This is a genomic window from Pseudonocardia sp. NPDC049154, from assembly GCF_040648315.1.
GTDB lineage: Bacteria > Actinomycetota > Actinomycetes > Mycobacteriales > Pseudonocardiaceae > Pseudonocardia.
Map to the genome: position 1 here is coordinate 1 of NZ_JBEZDN010000078.1, position 24,357 is coordinate 24,357.

At 74.5% G+C, this 24,357-nt stretch carries 22 protein-coding genes; 14 read left to right on the forward strand and 8 right to left on the reverse strand.

All coding sequences use genetic code 11. The features are described from left to right. Positions 1-137 precede the first annotated feature (137 nt). Positions 138-791 (reverse strand): HAD hydrolase-like protein, encoded by a 654-nt coding sequence (locus AB0B41_RS28815; protein WP_358208799.1) that lies wholly within the window; start codon positions 789-791, stop codon positions 138-140. Between the two features lie 61 nt (positions 792-852). On the opposite strand from AB0B41_RS28815, the gene AB0B41_RS28820 reads away from it, so the two are divergent. From AB0B41_RS28820 to AB0B41_RS28835, 4 genes are all read left to right on the forward strand, one after another. Further along, positions 853-1,992, forward strand: coding sequence for a lyase family protein (locus AB0B41_RS28820; RefSeq protein ID WP_358208801.1), 1,140 nt, complete (start codon positions 853-855; stop codon positions 1,990-1,992). A 20-nt stretch (positions 1,993-2,012) separates the two neighbouring features. Then, positions 2,013-2,792 carry an IclR family transcriptional regulator C-terminal domain-containing protein gene (locus tag AB0B41_RS28825; RefSeq protein ID WP_358208803.1) on the forward strand — a complete coding sequence of 260 codons (780 nt, stop codon included), beginning with the start codon at positions 2,013-2,015 and terminating at the stop codon, positions 2,790-2,792. A gap of 66 nt (positions 2,793-2,858) precedes the next feature. Next, positions 2,859-3,755, forward strand: a complete 897-nt coding sequence (locus AB0B41_RS28830; protein WP_358208805.1) for an LLM class flavin-dependent oxidoreductase — start codon at positions 2,859-2,861, stop codon at positions 3,753-3,755. A 40-nt stretch (positions 3,756-3,795) separates the two neighbouring features. Next, positions 3,796-4,848 carry a winged helix DNA-binding domain-containing protein gene (locus AB0B41_RS28835; RefSeq protein WP_358208807.1) on the forward strand — a complete coding sequence of 351 codons (1,053 nt, stop codon included), beginning with the start codon at positions 3,796-3,798 and terminating at the stop codon, positions 4,846-4,848. A 62-nt stretch (positions 4,849-4,910) separates the two neighbouring features. Here the strand turns inward: AB0B41_RS28835 and AB0B41_RS28840 are convergent, their stop codons facing one another. Then, a complete protein-coding gene (locus tag AB0B41_RS28840) occupies positions 4,911-5,132 on the reverse strand; it encodes a hypothetical protein (protein ID WP_358208808.1) in 222 nt (73 codons plus the stop codon). An 86-nt stretch (positions 5,133-5,218) separates the two neighbouring features. Between AB0B41_RS28840 and AB0B41_RS28845 the strand changes: the two genes are divergently transcribed. Both AB0B41_RS28845 and AB0B41_RS28850 read left to right on the forward strand, forming a co-directional pair. Beyond that, on the forward strand, positions 5,219-6,181 hold the full coding sequence (locus AB0B41_RS28845) for a helix-turn-helix domain-containing protein (RefSeq protein ID WP_358208810.1): 963 nt from the start codon (positions 5,219-5,221) through the stop codon (positions 6,179-6,181). Positions 6,182-6,359: 178 nt separating this feature from the next. After that, positions 6,360-7,736, forward strand: coding sequence for an FAD-dependent oxidoreductase (locus tag AB0B41_RS28850; RefSeq protein WP_358208812.1), 1,377 nt, complete (start codon positions 6,360-6,362; stop codon positions 7,734-7,736). On the opposite strand, the gene AB0B41_RS28855 is transcribed toward AB0B41_RS28850, so the two are convergent. The 5 genes from AB0B41_RS28855 to AB0B41_RS28875 all read right to left on the reverse strand — a co-directional run bounded on the left by AB0B41_RS28855 (position 7,733) and on the right by AB0B41_RS28875 (position 12,664). Continuing rightward, on the reverse strand, positions 7,733-8,032 hold the full coding sequence (locus AB0B41_RS28855; RefSeq protein WP_358208813.1) for a hypothetical protein: 300 nt from the start codon (positions 8,030-8,032) through the stop codon (positions 7,733-7,735). The two genes, AB0B41_RS28850 and AB0B41_RS28855, sit on opposite strands and share 4 nt — an antisense overlap. Before the next feature lie 325 nt (positions 8,033-8,357). After that, positions 8,358-10,055, reverse strand: a complete 1,698-nt coding sequence (locus AB0B41_RS28860) for a cytochrome bc complex cytochrome b subunit (RefSeq protein ID WP_358208815.1) — start codon at positions 10,053-10,055, stop codon at positions 8,358-8,360. Further along, positions 10,052-11,188, reverse strand: coding sequence for a Rieske 2Fe-2S domain-containing protein (locus AB0B41_RS28865; protein ID WP_358208817.1), 1,137 nt, complete (start codon positions 11,186-11,188; stop codon positions 10,052-10,054). The genes AB0B41_RS28860 and AB0B41_RS28865 overlap by 4 nt, the downstream gene beginning before the upstream one ends. After that, complete coding sequence (locus AB0B41_RS28870; RefSeq protein WP_358208819.1) at positions 11,185-12,039, reverse strand: cytochrome c; 855 nt, start codon at positions 12,037-12,039, stop codon at positions 11,185-11,187. The genes AB0B41_RS28865 and AB0B41_RS28870 overlap by 4 nt, the downstream gene beginning before the upstream one ends. 55 nt (positions 12,040-12,094) lie before the next feature. Beyond that, positions 12,095-12,664, reverse strand: coding sequence for a heme-copper oxidase subunit III (locus AB0B41_RS28875; protein ID WP_051736903.1), 570 nt, complete (start codon positions 12,662-12,664; stop codon positions 12,095-12,097). A 262-nt stretch (positions 12,665-12,926) separates the two neighbouring features. Here AB0B41_RS28875 and AB0B41_RS28880 point away from each other — a divergent pair, with 262 nt between their 5' ends. The 4 genes from AB0B41_RS28880 (at position 12,927) to AB0B41_RS28895 (ending at position 17,944) form a co-directional block, all read left to right on the forward strand. Continuing rightward, the gene (locus AB0B41_RS28880; RefSeq protein ID WP_358208859.1) at positions 12,927-13,337 is read left to right on the forward strand and encodes a hypothetical protein; all 411 of its coding nucleotides are present in this window, start codon (positions 12,927-12,929) and stop codon (positions 13,335-13,337) included. Beyond that, positions 13,337-14,377: an anthranilate phosphoribosyltransferase gene (gene trpD, locus AB0B41_RS28885; RefSeq protein WP_358208821.1), complete on the forward strand. Its 1,041-nt coding sequence runs from the start codon at positions 13,337-13,339 to the stop codon at positions 14,375-14,377. The genes AB0B41_RS28880 and trpD overlap by 1 nt, the downstream gene beginning before the upstream one ends. Positions 14,378-16,408: 2,031 nt before the next feature. Further along, complete coding sequence (locus AB0B41_RS28890; RefSeq protein ID WP_358208823.1) at positions 16,409-17,488, forward strand: glycoside hydrolase family 16 protein; 1,080 nt, start codon at positions 16,409-16,411, stop codon at positions 17,486-17,488. Positions 17,489-17,665: 177 nt separating this feature from the next. Continuing rightward, entirely contained in the window at positions 17,666-17,944 is a 279-nt protein-coding gene (locus AB0B41_RS28895) for an Lrp/AsnC ligand binding domain-containing protein (RefSeq protein WP_037041250.1), read from the forward strand. A 9-nt stretch (positions 17,945-17,953) separates the two neighbouring features. Here the strand turns inward: AB0B41_RS28895 and AB0B41_RS28900 are convergent, their stop codons facing one another. Continuing rightward, on the reverse strand, positions 17,954-19,720 hold the full coding sequence (locus AB0B41_RS28900) for a DEDD exonuclease domain-containing protein (RefSeq protein ID WP_358208825.1): 1,767 nt from the start codon (positions 19,718-19,720) through the stop codon (positions 17,954-17,956). 92 nt (positions 19,721-19,812) lie between these two features. Between AB0B41_RS28900 and AB0B41_RS28905 the strand changes: the two genes are divergently transcribed. The 4 genes from AB0B41_RS28905 (at position 19,813) to AB0B41_RS28920 (ending at position 24,355) form a co-directional block, all read left to right on the forward strand. Further along, the gene (locus tag AB0B41_RS28905; RefSeq protein ID WP_358208827.1) at positions 19,813-21,153 is read left to right on the forward strand and encodes an NYN domain-containing protein; all 1,341 of its coding nucleotides are present in this window, start codon (positions 19,813-19,815) and stop codon (positions 21,151-21,153) included. A gap of 118 nt (positions 21,154-21,271) precedes the next feature. Beyond that, a complete protein-coding gene (locus AB0B41_RS28910) occupies positions 21,272-21,610 on the forward strand; it encodes a hypothetical protein (RefSeq protein ID WP_358208829.1) in 339 nt (112 codons plus the stop codon). Between the two features lie 249 nt (positions 21,611-21,859). After that, positions 21,860-23,080, forward strand: coding sequence for an NlpC/P60 family protein (locus AB0B41_RS28915; protein WP_358208831.1), 1,221 nt, complete (start codon positions 21,860-21,862; stop codon positions 23,078-23,080). Positions 23,081-23,227: 147 nt separating this feature from the next. Beyond that, positions 23,228-24,355, forward strand: coding sequence for a glycosyltransferase family 4 protein (locus tag AB0B41_RS28920; RefSeq protein WP_358208833.1), 1,128 nt, complete (start codon positions 23,228-23,230; stop codon positions 24,353-24,355). Positions 24,356-24,357 lie beyond the last annotated feature (2 nt).

Here is a 24,357-nt window from a genome sequence, read left to right on the forward strand (position 1 = left end):
AATGCTGGCAGACCAACACCCCCTACGACCCCGCCAGACACCGCGCCGCCCAAGCCCATCAACACCGAGCGGCTTGACACAGGGCTACTCAGAGCTGGTGAGCGAGAGAGCGCCGTTCGTGCGTGTGGGAGTGGGGTTCAGGCGAGGAGGGCGGCCTGGAGGTCGGCGGCGGTGGCGTAGACGGCGATCGCGCCGGCGGTGTCGAGCTCGCCGGGATCGCCGTACCCCCAGCCCGCGCCGAGGCAGGAGACGCCGTGCCGGCCCGACCCGACGACGTCGTGCAGGCGGTCGCCGACCATGATCGTCTCGTCGGGGGCGGGGGAGTCGAGGCGGCGCAGCGCCTCCTCCACCACGGCGGCCTTGCTCGGCCGCTGCGCGTCGACCGTGTCGCCGGTGACGGCGGTGAACAGCTCGGTCCAGCCCTGGTTGGCGAGGATCTCGCGGGCGGCGGGCTCGGCCTTGCTCGTCGCGAGCCCGAGCCGCACGTCGGCGGCCACGAGGGCGCGGAGCAGGTCCTCGATGCCGGGGTACGGGGTGGACTTGAGCAGGCCGCTCTCGCGGTACAGCGGCCGGTACAGCGCGAGGATCTTCTCGGTGTTCCCCCCGCCGACGAGCGGCGGCAGCGACTCGTAGAGCGGCGGGCCGAGCAGGTGGCGGCCGATGACGGTGTCGTCCCACGGCACGCCGACCTGGTCGAAGGCGGTGCGGAGGGTCCCGAGGATGCCCGGGGCGGAGTCGACGAGGGTGCCGTCGAGGTCGAGGAGCACGGTGCGGTAGCGGGGGCGGGTCACCGGGTCATTGTCCCCGAGCGAGTCCCTGACCATCCCGGGCGCATGCCGTACGGTCGTGCGCATGACGAACACGGGGTTGCTCGCGCCGCTCTCCGGCACCGACGCCGTCGCCGCGCACCTCGGCGACACCGCGTGGGTCCGCGCGCTGCTCGACGTCGAGGTGGCACTCTCCCGCGCCGCCGCACGCTACGCCCTCGTCCGGCCCGACGACGCGGAGGAGGTCGCCGCTGCGGCCGACCGGCTGGCCACGGATCCGGACGTGCCGGGCGAGCTGGCCGCCGAGGCCGTCGAGGGCGGCAACCCGGTGATCCCGCTGGCCCGCCTGCTGCGCAAGGCCGCCGGCGGGGCGAGCGGCGCGGTCCACCCCGGGGCGACCAGCCAGGACGTCATGGACACGGCGCTGGTGCTGCTCGTCCGTCGGGCGGCACCGACCGTGCTGACCGACCTCCGGGCCGTCGCCGACGCCGCCGCCCGGCTCGCCGCCGCGCACCGCGACACGCCGACCATCGCCCGCACCCTCGGCCAGCAGGCGTTGCCGACGACCTTCGGGCTCGTCGCCGCGGGGTGGGCCGCCGGGCTCGACGCCGCCGCGCGCGAGCTGGCCGTCCGCGTCGACGCCCTGCCCGTCCAGTTCGGCGGCGCGGCCGGCACCCTCGCCGCCTCGCACCCGCACGGGCCGGCGGTCGCCGACGCCGTGGCCGATTTGCTCGGGCTCGCCCCGCAGGGGGTGCCGTGGCACACCGAGCGCACCCGGATCGGCACGCTGGCCGGGGCCCTCGGCGTGGCCGCGGGGGCGTGCGCGAAGCCCGCGACGGACGTCGTGCTGCTGTCCCAGACCGAGGTCGGCGAGGTCTCGGAGGCGGCGCCGGGCGACTCGTCGTCCATGCCGCACAAGCGGAACCCGATCGCGGCGATCACCGCGCGGGCGTCGGCCCGCCGGGCCCCGGGGCTGGTCGCGACGCTGCTCGCCGCCATGGACCACGAGCACCAGCGCGCGGCCGGTGCCTGGCACGCCGAGTGGGGCACGCTCACCGACCTGCTCGCGGTCACCGGCGGTGCGGCGGCCCGGCTGCGCACCAGCCTGGAGGGCCTGCAGGTGCACCCGGAGGCCATGCGCCGCAACCTCGCCCTGACGACCGAGGGCGAGCCGGACACCGGCCACGCCGGCGAGCTCGTCGACCGCATCCTGGAGGCCCGGTGAACGCGCCCGAGAACCACCGTATGAACCAGACCGATCATGCCCTGCGCCCCGAGCACGTCCAGTCCCTCGCCCGGGGGCTGTCGGTGATCAAGGCGTTCAACGGGGCGCACCCGGCGCAGACCCTGTCCGACGTCGCGCGCGCCACCGGCCTGACCCGCGCCGCGGCGCGCCGCTTCCTGCTCACGCTCGTCGAGCTCGGGTACGTCCGCACGGACGGGCGGCTCTTCGCCCTCACCCCGCGGGTGCTGGAGCTGGGCTACTCCTATCTCTCGGCGCTGTCGCTGCCCGAGCTCGCCGCCCCGCACCTGGAGGAGCTGGTCGAGACGGTGCACGAGTCGGCCTCGGTCTCCGTGCTCGACGGCGGCGACGTCGTCTACGTCGCCCGGGTCGCCACCGCGCGGATCATGGCCGTGTCGATCACCGTCGGCACGCGGTTCCCGGCCTACGCCACGTCGATGGGCCGGATCCTGCTCGCCGCCCTCCCACCGGCCGAGCTCGACGCCCGGCTGGGCGCCCTGGAACCGCTGACGGACCGCACCGTGGCCGACCGGGACACCCTGCGGGACGTCCTCGGCGACGTCCGCGCCGCGGGCTACTGCCTCGTCGACCAGGAGCTGGAGGACGGGCTGCGGTCGGTCGCGGTGCCGATCCGGGACGCGGCGGGCACCGTGGTCGCGGCCGCCAACGTCAGCACCCACGCCCTGCGCAACAGCACCGCCTGGCTGCGCGACGAGGCCCTCCCGCACCTGCGTGCCTGCGCCGCCGCCGTCGAGGCGGACCTGAAGGGGTTGCGGGGGTGACCCCGCCGGGCGTCCGGGACCGGCCCGTGCTGCGATGGTGGCCCTGAGACCGAGCGAGGGGGACCCGTGGCCGAGCGACCGATCGTGCTGGGCGTGCAGCCGTGCGGCGAGAGCGCCGATCCGGGGCGGCTCCTGGAGCGGGTGACGCTGACGGCCCGGGGCGTCGACGTGCTGTTCCTCGTGGATCCCGCCGGGCCGGGCCTCGGCCCCGTCCCGCTCGACGCGCTCGCGATCGCCACGCGGGTGGCCCCGGGCGTGCCCGGCACCGGACTGGTGCCGCAGGTGCCCGTGACGGGAGCCGACCCCGTCGCCCTGCACGACGCCGTGGCCGCGCTCGACGCCGCCTCGCTCGGCCGGGCCGGGTGGGAGGCCGTGGTGACGGCGCCGGTCGCGCCCACCCCGCCCGGGGAGCTGTGGGCCGAGGCCGCGGAGGTCGTCGAGGTGGCGCACCGGCTCCGGACCGGCGGGGGCAACGGGTTCGAGGGGGAGTTCGTGCAGGTGCGCGGCCGGATCCCGGTGCCGCGGTCGCCGCAGGGCGAGCCGGTCGTCGTGGTCCGCGCCGACGCCCCCGAGGCGCTGACGGTCGCGGCCCGCAGCGCCGACGTCGTGCGGATCTCGGCGGGCACGGTCGCCGAGGCGACGATGCGCCGGCTGGACGTCGAGGGCGCGGCCGCCGAGGCCGGGCGCGACCCGGGGACGCTGCGCGTGCTGGTCGACGTCGGGGTGGGCGCGGGGGAGGGACTCCACCACTCCGGCTCGGCCGGGCTGGCGTCGCTCGCCCGCGAGCTCACCGGGGCCGGCGCCGACGGGGTCGTGTTCCTCCCCGCCCGGCCGCGCGGGCTGGAGAAGGTGGCCGACGACGTCGTTCCGCTGCTGCGGGCGCACCGCACCCCGCTGCGGACCCTGCGCGAGCGCTTCGGCCTGCCGATCCCCGCGGCCGGGCTGGCCGTCTCGCCGGGCTGACCCTCCCGTTCTGTCGGTCCCGGATGGCACGCTGCCGGGCGTGGGGGAGCGGGAGCTGTCGTGGGGTGAGCTGAACCGCGCGCTGCTGGCGCGGCAGCTCCTGCTGGAACGGGCCCGGTGCGGGCCGGTGCGTGCCGTCGAGCGGGTGGGCGGGCTGCAGACGCAGTACGCGCCGTCGGGCTACGTCGGGCTGTGGTCGCGGCTGCGAGACTTCCGCCGCGAGGACCTCACCGAGGCGCTGACCGGGCGCCGGATCGTCCAGGCGTGGGTCATGCGCTGCACCATCCACATGGTGTCGGCGGCGGACCTCGCCCCGCTCACCGAGGCGGTGCGCGAGCCGCGGCGCCGGTGGTGGCTGCGCGCGCAGAAGGAGGCCGCGGGCCTGGACATGCCCGCCGTCGCCGCGGTCGTCCGCGGGTACCTGGCGGACGGACCGCGCAAACAGGCCGAGATCGTCGCGCTGCTCGCGGCGGACGGGTTCCCGAAGGTCGCCTTCCAGGGCGTCCAGCTGTGGCTCGACCTCGTGCGGGTGCCGCCCGCCGGTACCTGGGAGTCGCCCCGCGCGCACGTGTACGGGCTGGCCGAGGACTGGGTGCCCGCGAGCGGGGCCGACCGCGCCCGCGGCGAGGAGCTGCTGGCCGAGCGCTACCTGCGCGGGTTCGGGCCGGCGTCGGCGCAGGACGTCGCGCGGTACGCGGGCTGGACGATCACCGAGGCACGGGCCGTGCTGGCGAGGCTGGAGACCCGGCGGTTCCGCGACCCGGCGGGCGGCGAGCTCGTCGACCTGCCGCGGCTGCCGATCCCGGCGGCGGACACGCCCGCGCCCGTGCGGTTCCTCTCGACCTTCGACGCGGTCCTGCTGCTCGGGCACGCGACGCGCGCGGGCATCCTGCCCCCGGAGCACCGGGAGAAGGTGTTCGCCACGCGGATGCCGCAGTCCACGCCGACGTTCCTGGTCGACGGCCGGGTGGCCGGCACCTGGCGGTTCACCGAGGGGCGGGTGGTGCCGGCGCCGTTCGCGGCGCTGCCCGCCGCGGCGGCGCGGGAGGTGGCGGAGGAGGCGGAGCGGCTCACGGAGTTCCACCTGGCATGAGGATCGGCCCGAACACACCGACGGGCCGGCCCTGCTCGGGACCGGCCCGTCGGGGACGGAATCTAGATGCGCAGCCGGGTCTCGATGTCGGCCGGTGAGTCGGGCAGGGCCCGCAGGTCGGCGACCAGGCGTTCCCGGTCGCGGTCGGCCGGCAGCAGCCCGGCGAAGGGCGCCGCGGGGCGGAACTGGGCCAGGCGGAAGCGGCGGCGGCCGTCCCGGTGGGCGCGGACGAGGCTCCACCCGAGGACGACGAGGGCGGCGAGGACGAGGATCGATGCGGTCATGGCAGGAAGTTTGCTCCGCATCAGTTCCTGCCAGAAGTGGCAGAGAAGACACCCTACGCAAAGATGCCGCCAGTATGCTGGCGCCCATGCTGCGCAGCGTTGCCGTGCTGGTCATGCCCGAGCTCGCCGTGTTCGAGTTCGGGGTGCTGTGCGAGGTGTTCGGCATGGACCGCTCCGACGACGGCCTGCCGGTCCTCGAGTACCGCGTCTGCGGGGTGGAGGCCGGGAAGCCGGTCAGCACCACCGGGGGCGTGCAGGTCGTGCCCGAGCACGGCCTCGACGGGCTCCGGGGCGCCGACCTGGTCGCCGTGCCCGCCACCCGCCTGCGGGAGTTCCCGGAGGAGGCGCTCCAGGCTCTGCGTGACGCGGAGGCGGCGGGCGCCATCCTGCTGACCGTCTGTTCCGGCGTGTTCGTGCTGGCCGAGGCCGGGCTGCTCGACGGGCGCAAGGTCACCGCCCACTGGCACAGCGTCGACGAGCTGCGCGAGCGCTATCCGACGGTCGAGGTGGACCCGGACGTCCTCTACGTCGACGACGGCAACCTCATCACCAGCGCCGGCACCGCCGCCGGCATCGACGCCTGCCTGCACCTGGTCCGCCGCGAGCTCGGCAGCGCGGTCGTGAACGGCATCGCTCGCCGCATGGTGGTGCCGCCGCAGCGCGAGGGCGGGCAGCGGCAGTTCATCGACCGGCCCGTGCCGGAGTGCTCGGCCGACTCGCTCGGGCCGCTGCTGGACTGGATGCTCACGCACCTCGACGTCGAGCACACGGTCGCGGACCTGGCGAAGCGCGCCACCATGTCCGAGCGGACCTTCGCACGGCGCTTCGTGAACGAGACGGGCACGACCCCGCTGCGCTGGCTCACCCGGCAGCGCGTGCTGCACGCCCGGCGCCTGCTCGAGGACACCGACCTCTCGGTCGACGCCGTGGCCGCCCGTTGCGGGTTCGGCAGCGCGACCCTGCTGCGCCACCACTTCCGCAAGGTCGTCGGCGTCGCGCCGGCGGACTACCGGCGGGTCTTCCGCAGCAGCGAGGAGCTCGCCGGCTGACCGCCCGGCCGGACGCGCGTGACGGATCTCACCCGCGCGGCCTGCGGGGCGGGCGATACTGGGCCGGACAGACGCGCATTCCCACCACCTGCGCCCCGGTCAGCACCGGTCGTCGGCAGCCGCCGAGCGCCGGAGGACCCCGTCGACCGGGGGCGCGCGAGGAGCAGTGACGCCCGAGATGCCCGCGCAACCGAGAGTGGCAGTGGTCGGGGCCGGCCCGTCCGGCCTGTACGCCGCGGCCGCCCTGCTGGCCTCCGAGGTCCCCGTCGACGTCGACGTGCTCGACCGGCTGCCCGCCCCGTACGGCCTGGTCCGCTACGGCGTCGCCCCGGACCACGTGAAGATGAAGTCGGTCATCCGGGTGCTGCAGAAGCCGTTCGACGACGGATCCCGCGTCCGGTTCCTCGGCAACGTCCGCGTCGGGGAGGGCGGGATCCCGCTCGACGTCCTCCGCGAGCACTACCACGCGATCGTCCACGCCTCGGGCAGCTCGGTGGACCGCGCCCTGGGCATCCCGGGGGAGGAGCTCGACGGCAGCCACGGCTCCGGCGCCTTCGTGAGCTGGTACTGCGGGCACCCGGACTTCGTCGACCTCGACCCGCTGCTCGACCACCCCGGCGTCGTCGTGGTGGGGGCGGGGAACGTGGCCCTCGACGTCGCCCGGGTGCTGGCCCGCGGGCACGCCGAGATGGCGGGGACGGACGTGCCGGACCAAGTGCTGGAGACCTTGCGCGGCAGCGCGGTCGCCGACGTCCACGTGGTGATCCGGCGCGGGCCGGAGCACGTCAAGTTCACCCCGGCGGAGCTCAGGCAGATCGGCGACCTCGAGGGTGTGCAGGTGCTGGTGCACGACGACGGCGTGCTGGCCGCGGGGATCCCGGACGCCGTCGTCGACGAGATGGACCGGCGGCAGAAGCAGAACCTCGCCCTGCTCACCGAGTGGAGCGCGCACACCCCCGGCGACGCGCCCCGGCGCATCCACCTGCACTTCCTCCGCACGCCCGTGCGACTGCTGGAGGAGGGCGGCCGGGTGGCCGGCATGGTCGTCGAGCGCAACGAGGTGCGGGACGGGAAGGTCGTCGGGACCGGCGAGGAGGAGACGCTCCGGGCCGGGCTGGTCGTCCGGGCGATCGGGTACTCGGGCGAGCCGATCCCGGGCCTGCCCTACGACGAGCGCAACGGGATCGTGCCCAACGACGCCGGCCGGGTCGTCGACGGCGACCGGCCGGTGCCCGGGGCCTACGTGACCGGCTGGATCAAGCGCGGCCCCACGGGCGTGATCGGCACGAACAAGCACGACGCCGTGGAGACCGTCGCCTCGCTGCTCGACGACCTCCACACGCTCCCGGACCCGGAGTACCCGGACCCGGGATCCGTCGTCGAACGGCTGGAGGCCTACGGCATCGAGCCGGTCACCTGGTCCGACTGGGAACGGCTCGACGCCGAGGAGCTGCGCCTGGGCGAGGCCCGCGGCGGGGCCGAGCGGGTCAAGGTCGCCGAGCTGGGCGAGATGCTCGCCGCAGCCCGCGGCCGGACCGGCGCCCCGGCGTCCTAGTACGGGTCGACGGACTCGACGCTCGGCAGGGCGCGGAGGCGGGTCGCGAACTCCGCGGCCTCCTCCGCGGTCATGCTGACCGAGCAGGTGAGCTCGCTGCAGCCGACGCCCTCCCGGACGTCGACCGCCATCTCCTTGACGAGGCCACCGCAGGCGCGCAGCTCGGCGGCGACCAGCAGGACGCCGTCCATGCCGTGCGTGGTGACGATCGTGTGGCGGCGGAGGATGCGGCAGCCGGCGGTGCGGGCGGCGGGGGCGGTGCGGATGTCGCTCGGCCGGTCGATGGTGATGCTCATGGGACGTACTCCGGGGATGCGTTCGTGGAGCTGCTGGGAACGCGAGCCAGGTCTCGGCAGGGTTCTCGGCTTGGGGAGGGCGGGGCGAGAGGTCCCGCGGGGGCGCGACGGCAGCCTGGCTCAGCCGACGCGCTGGGCTACTACGAGCCCTGCGCGCGCGGCGAGAAGGATCGCTGCGAGTCGCACGTCGGCCACGTTAGCAGCCGCGCGTGGCGTGTGACACCTGGCCTCCCGGACAGGGTGACCCGCCGGGAGGTCCGCCCCGAGAACGGGAGAAGGGGCCCCGCGTGCGGGACCCCTCCTCGTCGTCAGGACGTGCGGACCGTCAGTCGGTCTGGTCCTTCGGCCGCCCGGCGTCGGGCCGGCCGGCCAGCTCCAGCTCCTCCGCGGTTCGGGCGCGCCGGTCGCGCTCCTCGAGCTCGCGGTGGTGGTTGTCGGCGCGGGCCTGCTCGAGGGCCACCGTCTCCTCGACGGGGTCCGGGCCGAGCAGCGAGCCCGCGACCGGCGAGCCGGCCGAGCCCAGCTGGTTCATCCGCTTGGGCACCGGGGCGCCCTGGTACTCCAGCGGGACCGGGTGGCCGTGGTCGTCGACGCCCGCCAGCGGCTGGTGGACCTCGATGAACTCGCCGTGCGGCAGCCGCCGGATGATGCCCGTCTCGATGCCGTGCTCCAGCACCGCCCGGTCGCTCTTCTGGAGCCCGATGCAGATCCGGTAGGTCACCCAGTAGGCGATCGGCGGGAGCACCAGGAGGCCGATACGGCCCGCCCACGTGGTCGCGTTCAGCGAGACGTGGAAGAAGTAGGCGATCCAGTCGTTGACGCCCGAGAGCACCAGCCAGACGTAGAACGTGATGCCCATGATGCCGAGCGACGTGCGGACGGGGACGTCACGCGGGCGCTGCAGCAGGTTGTGCAGCGCGTGGTCGCCGGTCATCTTGCGCTCGAGCGCCGGGTAGATGCCCGCCACCACGAACAGCACCGGGAGGAACGCCACCGTGGCCCAGAAGGCCGCCGGGATGGTGTAGCGGCCGAACAGGTAGATCTCCCACGGCGGGAAGATGCGCGCCATGCCCTCGGAGAAGAGCATGTACCAGTCGGGCTGCGACCCGGCGGAGACGTGCGAGGGGTCGTAGGGGCCGAGGTTCCAGATCGGGTTGATCTGGAAGATGCCGGCCATGATCCCGATGACACCGACGACGATCGCGAAGAACGCGCCGCCCTTGGCCGCGAACGCCGGGAGGATCCGGACGCCGACGACGTTGGTCTCCTTGCGGCCGGGGCCGGGGAACTGGGTGTGCTTCTGGTACCAGACCAGCGCCAGGTGCACGCCGATCAGCGCGAGCAGGATGCCCGGGAAGATCAGGACGTGGACGATGTAGAGCCGCGGGATGATCTCCATGCCCGGGAACTCGCCGCCGAAGAGCAGCCAGTGCGCCCAGGTGCCGATCAGCGGGATCGACATGATGAAGCCCGAGGCGATACGCAGGCCGATGCCGGAGAGCAGGTCGTCCGGGAGCGAGTAGCCGGTGAAGCCCTCGAGCATGCCCAGCAGGATCAGGACCAGGCCGATGATCCAGTTCGTCTCACGCGGCTTGCGGAACGCGCCGGTGAAGAACACGCGGAACATGTGCGCGACCATCGAGGCCACGAACAGCAGCGCGGCCCAGTGGTGGACCTGCCGGACGAACAGTCCGCCGCGGACCTCCAGGGAGATCTCGAGCGCGCTCTCGTAGGCGCGCGACATGTGGATGCCGCGCATGTTGTCGAACGGCCCGTTGTAGACGACCTCGGTCATCGACGGGTCGAAGAAGAGCCCGAGGTAGATGCCCGACAGCAGCAGGACGATGAAGCTGTAGAGCGCCACCTCGCCCAGCATGAACGACCAGTGCGTGGGAAAGACCTTGTTGAACTGCTTCCGCAGCCCGGCAGCCGGGTGCAGCCGCTCGTCGAGCTCGTCGAGCGCGGCGACGGCCTTGCTCTTCGGGCCACCGGACTTGGTGACGGGTGTGGTGATGGCGCTCATGGCCTCCGCTCCCAGAATGCCGGTCCGACGGGCTCGATGAAGTCGCTCCGTGCCACGAAGTAACCCTCACTGTCCACGGTAATGGGCAGCTGGGGCAATGCGCGCGTCGCGGGACCGAAGACCGGGCGCGCGTACTCGGTCGCGAGGAACTGCGACTGGTGGCACGGGCACAGGATGCGGTTGTCCTGCGCCTGGTACAGCGACGTCGGGCAGCCCAGGTGGGTGCACACCTTCGAGAAGGCGTAGTAGTCGCCGAAGTGGAAGTTCTCCTGGCCCTGGCGCTTGATCGTCTCGGTGCCGGGGCGGAGCCGGATGAGCATGACCGGCGTGTCCGAGGCGCGCTGCGCGTGCAGCAGCTCCTCCTCGTTGCCGCGCTCCGACTCCCGGTAGGGGAACACCGTCTCCATGGAGCCCGGCTCCATGTCCTCGGGCCGGACCCGCGAGATCTCGCCGAGGATGCCGGTGTCGCGGCGCAGGTAGACGGTCTCGCCACCCTTCGAGGCCCAGGGGGTGACCCACAGGGCCGCCTGGTCACCGCCCTTCCACGGGTTGCGGATGAGCGGGCCGAGGGCCGCGATACCGAGGCCGAGGCCGAAGATGCCGGCCGCGGCGCCCGCGGAGCGGGTGATCAGCTTGCGCCGGCCGATGTCCGTGGACTTCCCGGCCGACACGAGCTGGGCGATGATCGTCCGGCGGTCGACCTCGTCCGAGCGGCCGTCGTGCCGCTGCTGGACCGAGACCTCCTCGGGGAAGAACTTCCGCACGTAGGCGATCACGCCGATGCCCAGGGCGAGCACGGTGAAGCCGAACAGGAAGCCGATCGCCGGGGTGTACGAGGCGTACCAGCCGTAGCCGGGCGCTCCCGGCGCGACGTACTCGTGCGGCCAGGCGATGAACGCGACGATGAAGCCGAGGGCCGACAGCGCCGACAGGAGGAACCAGGTGGCGACGGTGCGCTCGGCGCGCTTCTCGGCGCGCGTGCCCTTGACCGGCCACTTCGGTGCGTTGTGCACGACCTCGACGTCGTCGAGGGTCCCGGCCAGCCGCGCCAGCTCCTCCTGGCTCATCCCCTCGAGCTCCTCCGGGGAGGGGCGGGTGGGATGGGTCGACGACCCTGCGTCGGTGGCGCTCAATTCTTCGCTCCCAACCACATTGCGAAACCGACGACGGCGGTCAGGCCGACGACGAAGATGACCACGCCCTCGGTCGTCGGGCCGAGGCCCCCGAGGTCGTAACCGCCGACCTGGTTGTTGCCGTTCGTGACGGACTTGACGTACGCGATGATGTCCCGCTTCTCCTCCGGCGTGAGCTGCCGGTCGCCGAACTTCGGCATGTTCTGCGGGCCCGTGAGCATCGCGGTGTAGATCTGCTCCTCGGAGGGCGTGGACAGCGTCGGGGCGTACTTGCCCGACGACAGGGCGCCGCCGACACCGGTGAAGTTGTGGCACGAGGCGCAGTTCAGGCGGAACAGCTGGCCGCCGCGGGCCGGGTCGTCGCCGCGGAGGGCGGCACCGGTCTGCGCGGGGGTCTCCGGGCCGCCGCCGTTGGCCTGGACGTAGGCGCCGAGGGCGTCGAGGTTCGCCCGGCCCTCCTCGGTGTCCGGGTCGAACTGCGGCAGCGGGGGCTTGCGGCCCGCCTGGGCCTCCTGGCGGGCCAGCGGCATGCGGCCGGAGGAGGCCTGGAAGTAGACGGCGGCGTCGCCCACACCGATCAGGCTGGGGCCGCGCTCCGCGACACCCTGCAGGTTGGAGCCGTGGCAGGTGATGCAGGCGGCGTTGTACAGCTCCTGGCCCTTGGCCACCAGGGCGGCGTCGGGCTGGGCGATCGCCTGGTTCTGCTCGGCGTTGGGGGCGAACAGCGTGTACCCGCCGCCGACCGCGAGCAGGGCGACGCCGATCGCGAGGAGGCCGGCGAACTTGCGCCGCATCTTGCCGTGCGGCCGCCGCTTCCGGGGCGCGGGTGGTGTGGTGGTCTCGGTGGTCATCGTCGGCGTCTAACCCTCACGGTCGGCGTTCGGTGCTTCCGGGGAGCGGGGTCCGCTACCGGATGAAGTAGATGACGGCGAAGAGGCCGATCCAGACGACGTCGACGAAGTGCCAGTAGTAGGACACGACGATCGCCGCGGTGGCCTGCGCCGGGGTGAACTTGCTCAGCCTGGTGCGGATCAACAGGTAGATGAACGCGATCAGGCCGCCGGTCACGTGGAGACCGTGGAAGCCCGTGGCCATGTAGAAGACCGTGCCGTAGGCGCTGGACGAGATCGTCGTCTCGTGCTCGGTGACCAGCGTGTGGTACTCGTTGATCTGCCCGAGCACGAAGAACGTGCCCATGAGCAGCGTGAGCGTGTACCAGCGCCGGAGGCCGAAGACGTCGCCGCGCTCGGCGGCGAACACCCCGAACTGGCACGTGAACGACGACGCCACGAGGACGATCGTCACGACCAAGGCGTAGGGGACGTCGAGGTGGGTCGGCGGCGGGGGCCACTCGCCGACGTTCTGGGCGCGCGCGGTGAAGTAGATCGCGAACAGACCGGCGAAGAACATCAGCTCGCTGGACAGCCAGACGATGGTGCCGATGCTGACCAGGTTCGGTCGGTTCAGCGAGTGGATCCGCGCGCTGATGTTGGGAGCCGCTGTCGTCACGCGGGCATTATGACCCCACGCGAACTTCTACAGCCTGTCGGGATACCCACTTCGTCAGGGAGAACCGGTCGAACGGCACCGCGACAACGCCTCACCAGCCCCTCCGGGTTCCCGCGCGGGCGCGCCCACGGGTGTGAGGGTGCTGACTAGTATGCGGCGGGTGAGCAGCGCCGGAAGCCTCCCCGCGAGCACGAGCCCGTCCGCGTCGTCCGGGCGGCGGACCTGGAACGTGCTGGTCTACAGCCATCGTCCCGAGGTCAGGGAGGCCGTCGTGACGGCCGTCGGGCGGCGGCCCGCGCCCGATCTCGGCCGGATCCGCTACGTCGAGGCCGCTGGGGTCGCCGAGGTCCTCGCGGCGTGCGACGCCGGCGAGGTCGACCTCGCGATCCTCGACGGCGAGGCGCAGCCGACCGGCGGCCTGGGACTCGCCCGGCAGCTGAAGGACGAGATCGCCGACTGCCCCCCGATCGTGGTGTCCGTGCGCCGCGCCGACGACCGGTGGCTCGCCACCTGGTCCCGCGCCGAGGCCGTGCTCGTGCACCCGCTCGACCCGCTGACCGCCGCCGAGACGGTGGCCGAGGTGCTGCGCGGCCTCGAGGGCGGGAACGGGGCCGGGGACAGCGCTCCCGTCCGCCGCTGATGGCCGACCAGACCTGGCCGGCCGTGCTCGGCCGGCTCATCTCCGGTCAGGACCTCGCCGCCGAGGACACGGCGTGGGTGATGGACCGCGTGCTGTCGGCCGACGCCACGCCGGCCCAGCTCGCCGGGTTCCTCGTCGCGCTGCGGTCGAAGGGCGAGACCGCCACCGAGATCACCGGGCTCGCCGCGGCGATGCTCGACCACGCCAACCGGGTCACGGTCGCGGGTCGCGCCGTCGACATCGTCGGGACGGGCGGGGACCAGGCCAACACCGTCAACATCTCCACCATGGCCGCGATCGTGGTCGCGGCCGCCGGGGTGCCGGTGGTGAAGCACGGGAACCGGGCGGCGTCCTCGTCGTCGGGGGCGGCCGACGTGCTCGAGGCGCTCGGCGTGGTCATCGACCTGCCGCCGTCCGCGGTCGCGAGCTGTGTGGCGGAGGCGGGCATCGCCTTCTGCTTCGCCCCGGTCTTCCACCCGGCGATGCGGCACGCCGGCCCGGTGCGCCGCGAGCTCGGCGTCCCCACGGCCATGAACATCCTCGGCCCGCTCACCAACCCGGCCCAGCCGTCGGCCGGGCTCGTCGGGTGTGCGGACCCGCGGCTCGCCCCGGTGATCGCCGAGGTGCTCGCCGGGCGCGGGGCCTCGGCCCTCGTGGTGCGGGGCGACGACGGCCTCGACGAGCTCACCACGACCACCGCCAGTGCCGTCTGGATCGCCGGCGGGGGAGAGGTGCGGCGGGCGACCGTCGACCCGGCCCGCCTCGGCATCGGCCCCGCCACCCGGGAGGACCTGCGAGGCGGCGACGCCCGCGCCAACGCCGAGGTCGCCCGCGACCTCGTCGCCGGCAAGCAGGGGCCGGTCCGCGAGGCGGTCCTGCTCAACGCCGCGGGCGCCCTCGCGGCCTACGACGGCCCCGTGACCGACCTCGACGCCGCCCTTGCGGCAGGTCTCGAGCGCGCCGCCGGGGCGATCGACTCCGGCGCGGCCGAGCGACTGCTCGGCGCCTGGGCCGAGGTCTCCACGCGGCTCAAGGGGTAGGTGGGGTGGGTCGGGTGCACCGACCCACCTCCGCGTTGCGCTCTGCCTCTCGACACCATGATCGTTTTGATCGATACGTGAGTGCTGTCCTTCCCACAGTCCCGTCACTGTCGCAGTGATCATCGTGGGGTCGGCGGCTCGGGCGGTCGCGGTTGCCTCGCGAGTTGCGCTGTGGCCTGCGGCGAGTCGCACGATCCTGGACCACATGATCATTCCGAGTGGGACGGGAGTGCTGCCTCGCCGACCGTCCTGTCACTGTCGCGGTGATCATGGCGGGAGCTGGCGGGGCGGGCGGTCGCTGTCGCTTCGCGAGTTGCGCTGTGGCCGCCGCGAGTCGGGCTCACCGGCTTCGTGATCGTTCCGGGTGGGACGGGAGTGCTGCCTCGCCGACCGTCCTGTCACTGTCGCGGTGATCATGGCGGGAGCTGGCGGGGCGGGCGGTCGCGGTTGCCTCGCGAGTTGCGCTGTGGCCTGCGGCGAGTCGCACGATCCTGGACCAGGTGATCATTCCGAGTGATACGCGAGTGCTGCTCGGCCAACCGTCCTGTCACTGTCGCAGTGATCATGGCGGGAGCTGGCGGGAGCTGGCGGGGCGGGCGGTCGCTGTCGCTTCGCGAGTCGCGCTGTGGCTCCCGCGAGTCGGGCTCACCGGCTTCGTGATCGTTCCGGGTGGGACGGGAGCGTTGCTCCGTCGACCATCCTGTCGCTCTCGCAGTGATCTTGGCGGGAGCTGGGGATCGGGCAGAGGCGGTCCATTCGTCCCGTCTCGGCGGTTCTGTGCCCTGGCGCGCGCTGTCGGTCTCTCCGAGTCGTGCGGGGACCGACTTCGTGATCGTTCTCAGTGATACGTGAGGGCTGTTCCGCCGGCCGTCCTGTCACTTTCGCGGTGATCATGGTGTGCGCCGAGGCCGTCGGGAGTGCTGGCTCAGGGCAGTGATCGCCGATGCTTGGTGTCGCTGGCGCGCGAGCTCACGGGTGGTGACCGTGTCCGCGACTCTGCGTCAGACACGCTGCTCAGACGGGTGATTCGCGCTCCGACGGCTCTCGCGGGTGCTCGCTGCACCGGGTGACGCCCGACCGGGGGCGGTGTCACGCCTTCGAGGGGCTTTGCCTGCTCTGCGGTGACCGAAAGCGGACATCGGCACCATGATTCACGCCAGCACCACCTACCTCAACGACACCACGCGGTGCGGCGGGTAGTGACGGGCGCATCGCGCAGAGTCACGAGTCCGCCGGACCGGGTTGCCCGCCCGGGCGACGGGGGTGCAGGCGAAAGGCGATCCGATGAAGCTCCGAACCCGCAGACACCTCGCTCTGATCGCGACGGTCGGTGCCCTGGGCCTGATCGGGCCCGGCGTCGCGATCGCTCACGACACCGCCGGGGAGACCGCGGCCACCGGGCCGACCGCTCCGGCTCCCGCCGAGACGGGACTGCTGTCGTCCGGAACCACCGACGTCGCGGCGCAGGCTCCGAGCAACGTGCAGGCAGGTGTGCCGGCTGCGGACACAGCGGGCGTCGCCCCCGTGGCTGCGCCGGCTCAGCCCGCTCCGGCGATCGCGGCTCCGGCGAGCGACCCGGCGAGCGCAGCCCTGGCCACCGCACCTGCTCCGGCCACCGCACCTGCTCCGGCCACCGCACCTGTCGCGGCCACCGCTCCTGTCGCGGGCACCTCGCCCGCCGCGGGCATCCCACCGGCCCCGGCTGCGGCGCCCGCTGCACCGGCTGCGAACCCTGGAGCTGCCGCGCCGACGTTCGGGACAGCGCCCGTCTCGCCAGTGGGTGGCGAGGTGACCGATCCGGCCTCGGGAGCGGCCCCCGTCGCCGCCGCCACGGACCCCGCCTCGGGAACAGCGCCGGTCGCGAACCCGGCCTCGGGATCCGCACCTGTTGCGGCTCCGGCCGCCGGAACGGCTCCGGCCGCCGGTGCTGCCGCCCCGGGAGCCTCCGCTGCTGTGCCCGTTCCGTCGCCGGTCGCGGATCCCGCCGCCCCGCCGACAGGCGGCACGGCCGCCGGGCCCGGTGGTGTCGCGGTGCAGCAGCCGCCCGGCGTGCCGCCGGTCGCCACGCCGCCGGTGGTGGCGCCGCCCGTCACGGTGCCGCCCGTCGTGGTGCCGCCGGTCCCGGCCGAGCCCACCACCGCCGCCGAGAAGTACGGCTGGGGCACACCGCTGCCGGAGTCCGACGAGTTCGACTACACCGGCGCCCCCGACTCCGCCAAGTGGGACACGATCAACGGGTGCTGGGCCGGCCACAACGGCAACGGCAAGCGCTGCGGCGCCAACAGCACCGTCGACGGCGAGAAGCTGATCCAGAAGGGCAGCGAGAACGGCGACACCGGCTGGCTCGCCTCGAAGCTCGACCAGCAGTACGGCCGCTGGGAGGCGCGCGTCCGCTCCTTCAACACGGGGGACTCGGGCAAGGAGTACCACCCGCTGCTGATCGTGTGGCCGGAGTCGGACAGCTGGCCGCAGGACGGCGAGTACGACTTCCTCGAGAACCAGGCGCCCGGCGAGGAGTGCGCCAACGCCTTCATCCACTACCCGCACCCGAACATGCCGGTGCAGCAGGAGTTCCTGGAGGAGGAGGACTGCGGGGCGCCGCTGTCGGAGTGGCACAACATCGCCTTCGAGTGGACCCCGGACCACGTGCGGGGCTACATCGACGGCAAGGAGTGGTACACGCTCGAGGACGGCGCGGGTCCCGGTGGCCGCAAGAACATCCAGGACATGCCCTCCGGGCACCTGACCATCCAGTTCGACAACTTCCACGGCGGCGGGATGCGCGAGGCCAGCTACGAGATCGACTGGGTGCGTATTTACTCGCTCGACGGCGCGGGTCAGCCCGCGGCCGGCGAGCCGGGCACGGGCCCGGCGGCCGGTGGACCCGCCACGGGCGGTGACGATCGGTCCGGTGGGGACCCGTCCACGGGCGACTCCTCCAGTGACCAGCCGTCCGGTGACCGGTCGTCCAGTGGGGACTCGTCCGACGGGCGATCGTCCGATGGGGACTCGTCCGGGGACGAGCCCTCCAGCGAGGGCGCGCTGACCGAGGCGGCACCGGCCGCGTCGTCGACCCGGGCCTCGTCCTTCGACGCCCGCACCTCCGGCTGAGCACGAACCCACACCCGGTGGGCGCCCCGCACGGGCCGCCCACCGGGTGCACGCACGTCCGGCGGTGGTACAAACGCCACCCGCCGATCACGGCCCGGTGTGGATCGCGGCAGGGTGGACCCCGCTGCACTAGCCTCCGCAGCGAACCGCCCCGAGGCCTCGTGAGAAGGAGAGCCCGTGATCACCGCGATCGTCCTGGTCCACACCCTCGCCGACCGGATCCCCGAGACCGCACAGGCGATCGCGGACATCGAGGGCGTCGCCGAGGTCTACTCGTGCGCCGGCGACGTCGACCTGATCGCGATCGTGAAGGTCCGCGAGCACGAGCAGCTCGCCGACCTCATCGCGGGGAGGATCTCCAAGGTCGACGGCGTGCAGCACACCGACACCCACATCGCCTTCCGCTCCTACTCCCGCGCCGACACCGAGGCCGCCTTCTCGGTCGGCTCGACCTGAGCCACCGGCTCACCCCCTCCCCGCCAGCACCTCGACGGCGCTGCGGCCGGCCTCCGTGCCCTCCCGGGCCTTGAGCGCCCACCGGCTCCACCGGGCGGCGCCGCGCGCCGGCTCGGACCACGGCTCGCAGTACACGAGCCGGGTGCCGCCGGTGGTGAGCCAGCGGTAGATCAGGCGCACCTCCTCGGGCGGGGCGCCGTGCAGCGGCCCCTCGCCGGGCAGGATCGTCTGGGCGCCGGCCCGCAGCGCCTCGACGACGGGCATCGGCCGCACCCCGCGTCGGGCCACGTCCGCCGCCGCCAGCTGCCCGTACCGCACCACGGCGAGCTCCCAGCCGCCGCGCCCGTCCGGGCGCGCGCCGACGAGCTCGGGCTGGGCGGCCAGCTCGGCCAGCGTCTGGCGCCGTTCGAGCGCCGAGATCAGCGACGCCAGCCGGTCCCGGTCGCCCGCCGCCTCCTCGAACCGCTCCTTGCCCGCCAGCTCGTCGACCCCGCGGGCGAGGCGGTGCAGCGGGTCGTCGCTCGCCCCGTGTATCAGCGACCGCAGCGACTCGACGGCGGGGGCGTACTCCTCCGGCGTCTGCAGGCCGGCGCACGGGGCTCCGCACTTCCCCAGCTCGTGGAGCATGCAGGGCGACGCGGACGGGGCCCGGGCCGGGATCCGCTGCGTGCACCGCCGCAGCGGCACGGCGTCGAGCAGGGTGTCCAGCGCGGTCGCGGCGGAGCGGTGCGAGGTGAAGGGGCCCAGCGCGCCCTCCCGAGCGCTGGTGATCACCGACAGCCGGGGAAAGGTCTCGGCCGTCGGCGCCACCCACCAGGTGCGGCCGGGGTTGCGCGAGCGGCGGTTGTACTTCGGCTTGTGCGCCGCGAGCAGCCGCAGCTCCCGCACGCCCGCCTCGAGCGCGTGGGCGCAGACGACCGAGTCCACCCGCTCGGCCAGCGCCACCATGTCCCGGATCCGCCGGCGCCGCTCGCCCGCGGTGAAGTAGCTGCGCACCCGGCGCCGCAGGTCGCCGCTGGTCCCGACGTAGAGCACCTCCTCGCGCGGCCCGCGGAACAGGTACACGCCCGGCGCCGAGGGCACCTGCTCGGCGAGGTGGCGCTGCTGCCGCTGCCGCTGGGTGGGCCGGTGCGCCGACGCCTCCCGGGTGAGCGCGAGCAGCTCCTCGAGGCTCTGCACGCCCAGGTTCCCGACCCGTTCGAGCAGGTGGTGCAGCACCTCGACGGTGGCCCGCGCATCGGACAGCGCCCGGTGGTTCGGCTGCGTGCGGGTGCCGAAGTGCCGTGCCAGCGCGCCGAGCCGCACGCTCGGGCACTCGTCCCGGCTGAGGACGGCCCGGGCGAGCCGCGCGGTACACAGGACGGGCGGCCGCGGCCACACCTGCCCGTGTCGCTCGCAGGCCGAGCGGAGGAAGCCGGAGTCGAACGGGGCGTTGTGCGCCACCAGGACCGACCCCGTGAGGAACTCCAGCACGGACGGCAGCACGGCGGGCAGCCGCGGCGCGGTGCGGACCATGGCGGTGGTGATGCCGGTGAGCGCCACGACGTTCGGCGGGATGCCGGTGCCGGGGTCGACGAGCGTGCCGAGCTCGCCCAGCTCCTCGCCGCCCCGCACCTTCACGGCGCCGACCTCGGTGATCCCGTCCCGCTCGTGGCTCCCGCCGGTGGTCTCGAGGTCGAGCACCACGAACGTCACCTCGCGCAACGGGGTGCCGAGCTCGTCGAACGAGAGCTGGGGAGCGGTCACGGGGCGAACGGTAGTTCGAAGCCCCGACATTTCCTCGCACACCCGTTCGAGGCGTGTCGCGGAACGGGTGGGTCGCGGCCGAATCCGTGGCCGCCCGTCGGGATCGGGGATAACCTTGACCGATGTACCCGGAGGACGCCGCGCCCGAGCACCCGCAGGGTGCCGCGGCGTCCGCCGGACGCGCCGCGGACCTGGACTGGAACCTCCTCCCGGACCCCGTGCGGCACCGCCTCGCCGAGGTCGCGGGCACCGCGCTCGCCGGCCTCCCGCCGGCCGAGGTGCCCTCCGCGCTCCGTCAGTTCGCCCGCTTCACCCCGGCCAAGCGCGCCCGCCTCGGCGGCACGAAGCTGGTCCGCGAGCTGCGGGACAACGCGACCTTCCGCACCGCCGTCGTCGCGTGGTGGGAGGAGCACCGGCCGGGCGAGCTCGCCGCGGGCCCGGACGAACCCCTCACCGCCGCGGCCGCCGCCGTGCTCACCGGTGCGCCCGGCGCCCGGGGCGCGGTCGCCTCCGTCGCCCGCCGGGGCGACGCCGCCGAGGCCCGCGCCGAGCGCGACGAGGCCCTGTCCCGGGCGGACAAGCTGACCGTCGAGGTCGAGCGGCTGCGCGCCGAGCTGACCGAGGCCCGCGACCAGGCCCGCGAGGCCGCCGCGGAGCGCGAGCACGAGGTGGCGCACCTGCGCCGCAAGGTGTCCGAGCAGGGCGGCAAGCTGCGCGCCGCGCTCGACGCGCGGACCGAGCTGGAGGCGGAGGTAGCCCGGCTGCGGGCGGGCGTCGACGACCGGTTGGCCGAGGTCGTCCGGGAACGGGACCGCGAGCGGGAGCGGGCCGAGGAGGAGCGCGCGCGGGCCCAGCGGGCCCAGGCCGAGGTCGCGGCCGCGCGGCAGGCGGCCAAGGAGGCCCGGCAGGGCGACGAGGTGCGGCTCGGGCTGCTGCTCGAGACCCTCGGGGGCGCCGTGCAGGGCCTGCGCCGCGAGCTCTCCCTGGGCGGGGGCGGCCCGCGCCCGGCGGACCTCGTCGCCGGCCCCGACGGCACCCGCGGCACCCCGGTCGTCAACCTCGCGACGCTCGACGCGCTGCTGGCCCTGCCCGCCGCGCACCTCATCGTCGACGGCTACAACGTCAGCAAGACCGGTTACCCGGAGCTGCCGCTGGCCGACCAGCGCACCCGGCTCGTGGGGCAGCTCGGCGCGCTCGCCGCGCGGACCGGTGTCGAGGTCACCGTGGTGTTCGACGGCGCCGCGGTCAGCGCCGCGCAGACCCGCGGCGCGCGGGGGGTGCGGGTGCTGTTCAGCGACCCGGGCGTGATCGCCGACGACGTCATCCGCGACCTCGTCGCGGCCGAGCCGCAGGGCCGGCCGCTGCTGGTCGCCTCCTCGGACCGTGCGGTCGCCGCGTCGGTGCGCCGCCGCGGAGCGCACGCGGTGCCCTCCTCGGTGCTCCTCGGCCGCCTTCGCTCCTGATCTCGTCTCGATCTCCCGCAGGTCCGTCGTCGCAGGTCGGCGGCCTGTTCTCCGGAAACTGTCGGTGCCGCTCCGTACGGTGCGCCCGACGAGATCACCGGAGGCGAGGAGCGACACGATGATCGTCGACTGCGACAACTGCGAGGTCCGCGGGCGGTCCTGTGGGGACTGCGCGATCGGGGTCCTGCTGGGCATGCCCGGGATGCCGGCGGAGGTGCCGTCGGCGGCGTCCACCGCGGGGTCGCCGGGCCCGGCGGACGCGGACGGGGCGCTCCCCGTCGGCGGCGAGGACCTGCCGTCCGGCGCGCCACGGGTACAGCTCGACGCAGCCGAGCGGCAGGCGTTGGCCGTCCTGGCGGACCAGGGGCTGCTGCCGCGGTTGCGCTTGGTTCCGACGCGTACCCGTACCGTCACCGACATCGGGGGCGCGGCGCCCGATCGACGCAACGCTGTGTAGCGAATCGCGGCACCGATCGCGACGGGTGGTCACGATCGGCGACGAGCGGGCGGACGACCGCTTACAGCACGGCTCACCGGCCGGGTCTGGACGGGTGAATCACACGCTCGTAATCTTCCCGCGATCTCGCGTGATCGGCCGTCGTCCCCAGGGCGGCCCGCGAGGTCACCGCCGCGGCGCCCCCCGGCGCCCCACCGCCCGGGACCCCCGACCCGGGCACGGCGGGTGCGAGGAGGAGGTCACGTCCGCGTGCTGTCGTCCCGAGAGCGGAGGACCCGGCGGGCCGCAGCGGCCCGGGCCGGCACGCGGACCGGTGCACGGGCCTCCGTGTCGGTCGCCCTGGTCGCCGCGGCGGTCGTCGCGTTCCCGGCCGGTACCGCGGCCGCGAACCCGATCCTGCCGGGCATCCCCGGCGTGCCCACACCCGCTCCCGCCGTTCCGGCGGCCCCGGCGGTGCCCGACACCCCCGCGGACCCGGCTGCGCCGGCCGTGCCGGCGGCGCCCCTCGCGCCCGAGGTACAGGTCCCGGCCGTCCCCGAGCCGCCCCGGACGCCGGAGGAGGCGCGGCAGCGGCTCAACGACGTTCGGCACGAGGCCGAGGCCCTCACCGAGCAGTGGCACGCGGCCACGGACGACCTCACGGCCAAGCAGACCGAGGCCGATCGGCTCCACGAGGCGGTGGACCCGCTGCGGGCCGCCGCGGACCACGCCCGCGGGGACGAGGAGACCTACCGCGAGACGCTCGACGGCGTCACGCTCTCGTTCTACGAGAACGGCCGGCTGGACCAGTTCAACGCCCTGCTCGCCAGCTCCTCCCCGCAGGCCTACCTCGACCAGATGTCGGCGCTCGAGACGCTCTCGGCGGACCGGCTCGTCGCGCTCGACGACCTGAAGGACAAGGTCGACCGCGCCGCGCACACCCAGGCCGAGGCGGACGACGCGACCCTGCGCGCCCAGACCGCCGCGGACGACGCCCGCCGGGCCGCGGACGAGATCGGGACCCGCAAGGCCGACGCCGAGAAGCGGATCGGCGAGGCCGAGGCCCTGCTCCGCCAGCTGAGCCCGGCCGAGATCGCGGACCTCAACGGGCCCGCCGAGGACGCGCCGGACATCCTGCTGGGCACGGGTGTGGGCGCCGACGCGCTGCGAGCGGCCGCGACCAAGCTCGGCCGGCCGTACGTGTGGGGCGCCAGCGGGCCGGGCTCGTTCGACTGCTCGGGGCTGACCTCGTGGGCGTTCAAGCAGGCCGGGATCACGCTGCCGCGCTCGAGCAGCGCGCAGTCCCGGGTCGGCACGCCGGTCTCCTGGAGCGACATGCGGCCCGGCGACCTCGTCTTCTACTACTCCCCGGTGAGCCACGTCGGCATCTACGCCGGCGGCGGCAAGATGATCAACGCGCCGCAGAGCGGGGACGTCGTCAAGTACCAGACCGTGTCCCGCAGCGCGTTCACCGGCGCGCGGCGCCTCTGACCTCGTCCGCTCCCCGTGCCGCCGGCGGCCGGGTCGCCTCCCGCGATCCGGCCGCCGCGGACCTCCACGGGCCGGGCGGGCCCGGGGTGCCCGCTGCGCCCGGCGGTGGGGCGCAGCGCGGCATCCCGGGCCCGCTAGGTTCGCCGCGTGGCCCGCACGCTCCTCGTCACGAACGACTTCCCGCCTCGGCGGGGTGGCATCCAGAACTACCTGCGGGCCCTCGCCGACCGGCTGCCGCCGGGCGAGCTGGCCGTGTACGCCCCCGCGTGGGAGGGCGCGGCCGGGTTCGACGCGGCTCTCGGCTACTCCGTCCACCGGCACCCGACGTCGTTGATGCTGCCGGTGCCCGACGTCGCCCGGCGGGCGGCCGGGTACGCCCGCGAGCACGGCGCCACCACCGTGTGGTTCGGGGCGGCGGCACCGCTGGCCCTGCTGGGGCCGGGCCTGCGCCGGTCCGCGGGCGTGCAGCGGGTCGTGGCCAGCACGCACGGGCACGAGGTCGGCTGGTCGATGCTCCCCGGCGCCCGGCAGGCCCTGCGCCGCATCGGCGACGACGCCGACGTCGTCACCGTGGTGTCGCGCTACACCCGCGGGCGGTTCGCGTCGGCCTTCGGTCCGCGCGCGGCGCTCGAACACCTGCCGCCGGCGGTCGACACCGAGGTCTTCCGGCCGGACCCGGCCGCACGGGAGGTGCTGCGGGCGCGGTACGGGCTGGGGGAGGCCCCGGTGGTGACGTGCCTGTCGCGGCTGGTGGCGCGCAAGGGTCAGGACGCGCTGATCGAGGCCCTGGCCCCGGTGCGCGAGCGGGTCCCGGGCACCCGGCTGCTGATCGTCGGCGACGGGCCGGACCGGGACCGGCTGCCCCGGCTGGCGCAGCGGCACGGGGTGGGCGAGCACGTGGTCTTCACCGGGGCGGTGCCGGCGGAGGAGCTCGCCGCACACCAGGCGGTCGGCGACGCGTTCGCGCTGCCCTGCCGGACCCGCGGCGGCGGGCTCGACGTCGAGGGCCTCGGCATCGTGCTGCTCGAGGCCTCGGCGTGCGGGGTGCCGGTGGTGGCGGGGGACAGCGGCGGGGCGCCGGAGACGGTGCGCGAGGGCGAGACCGGGCACGTCGTCGACGGCCGGGACCGGGCGGCCCTGGTCGACGCCCTCGCCGACCTGCTCGCCGACCCCGACCGCGCGCGGAAGATGGGCGCCGCCGGCCGGGCCTGGATGCAGGAGGAGTGGACCCTCCCCACCCAGGTCGCCCGGCTGCGGGCCTTCCTCGCCGGCTAGGA

Coding starts and splice junctions, on each gene's coding strand:
- AB0B41_RS28820 (WP_358208801.1), top strand. CDS start 853: ATGACGAACACGGGGTTGCTCGCGCCGCTCTCCGGCACCGACGCCGTC.
- AB0B41_RS28825 (WP_358208803.1), top strand. CDS start 2,013: ATGAACCAGACCGATCATGCCCTGCGCCCCGAGCACGTCCAGTCCCTC.
- AB0B41_RS28840 (WP_358208808.1), bottom strand. CDS start 5,132: ATGACCGCATCGATCCTCGTCCTCGCCGCCCTCGTCGTCCTCGGGTGG.
- AB0B41_RS28845 (WP_358208810.1), top strand. CDS start 5,219: ATGCTGCGCAGCGTTGCCGTGCTGGTCATGCCCGAGCTCGCCGTGTTC.
- AB0B41_RS28850 (WP_358208812.1), top strand. CDS start 6,360: ATGCCCGCGCAACCGAGAGTGGCAGTGGTCGGGGCCGGCCCGTCCGGC.
- AB0B41_RS28855 (WP_358208813.1), bottom strand. CDS start 8,032: ATGAGCATCACCATCGACCGGCCGAGCGACATCCGCACCGCCCCCGCC.
- AB0B41_RS28860 (WP_358208815.1), bottom strand. CDS start 10,055: ATGAGCGCCATCACCACACCCGTCACCAAGTCCGGTGGCCCGAAGAGC.
- AB0B41_RS28870 (WP_358208819.1), bottom strand. CDS start 12,039: ATGACCACCGAGACCACCACACCACCCGCGCCCCGGAAGCGGCGGCCG.
- trpD (WP_358208821.1), top strand. CDS start 13,337: ATGGCCGACCAGACCTGGCCGGCCGTGCTCGGCCGGCTCATCTCCGGT.
- AB0B41_RS28900 (WP_358208825.1), bottom strand. CDS start 19,720: ATGTCGGGGCTTCGAACTACCGTTCGCCCCGTGACCGCTCCCCAGCTC.
- AB0B41_RS28905 (WP_358208827.1), top strand. CDS start 19,813: ATGTACCCGGAGGACGCCGCGCCCGAGCACCCGCAGGGTGCCGCGGCG.
- AB0B41_RS28910 (WP_358208829.1), top strand. CDS start 21,272: ATGATCGTCGACTGCGACAACTGCGAGGTCCGCGGGCGGTCCTGTGGG.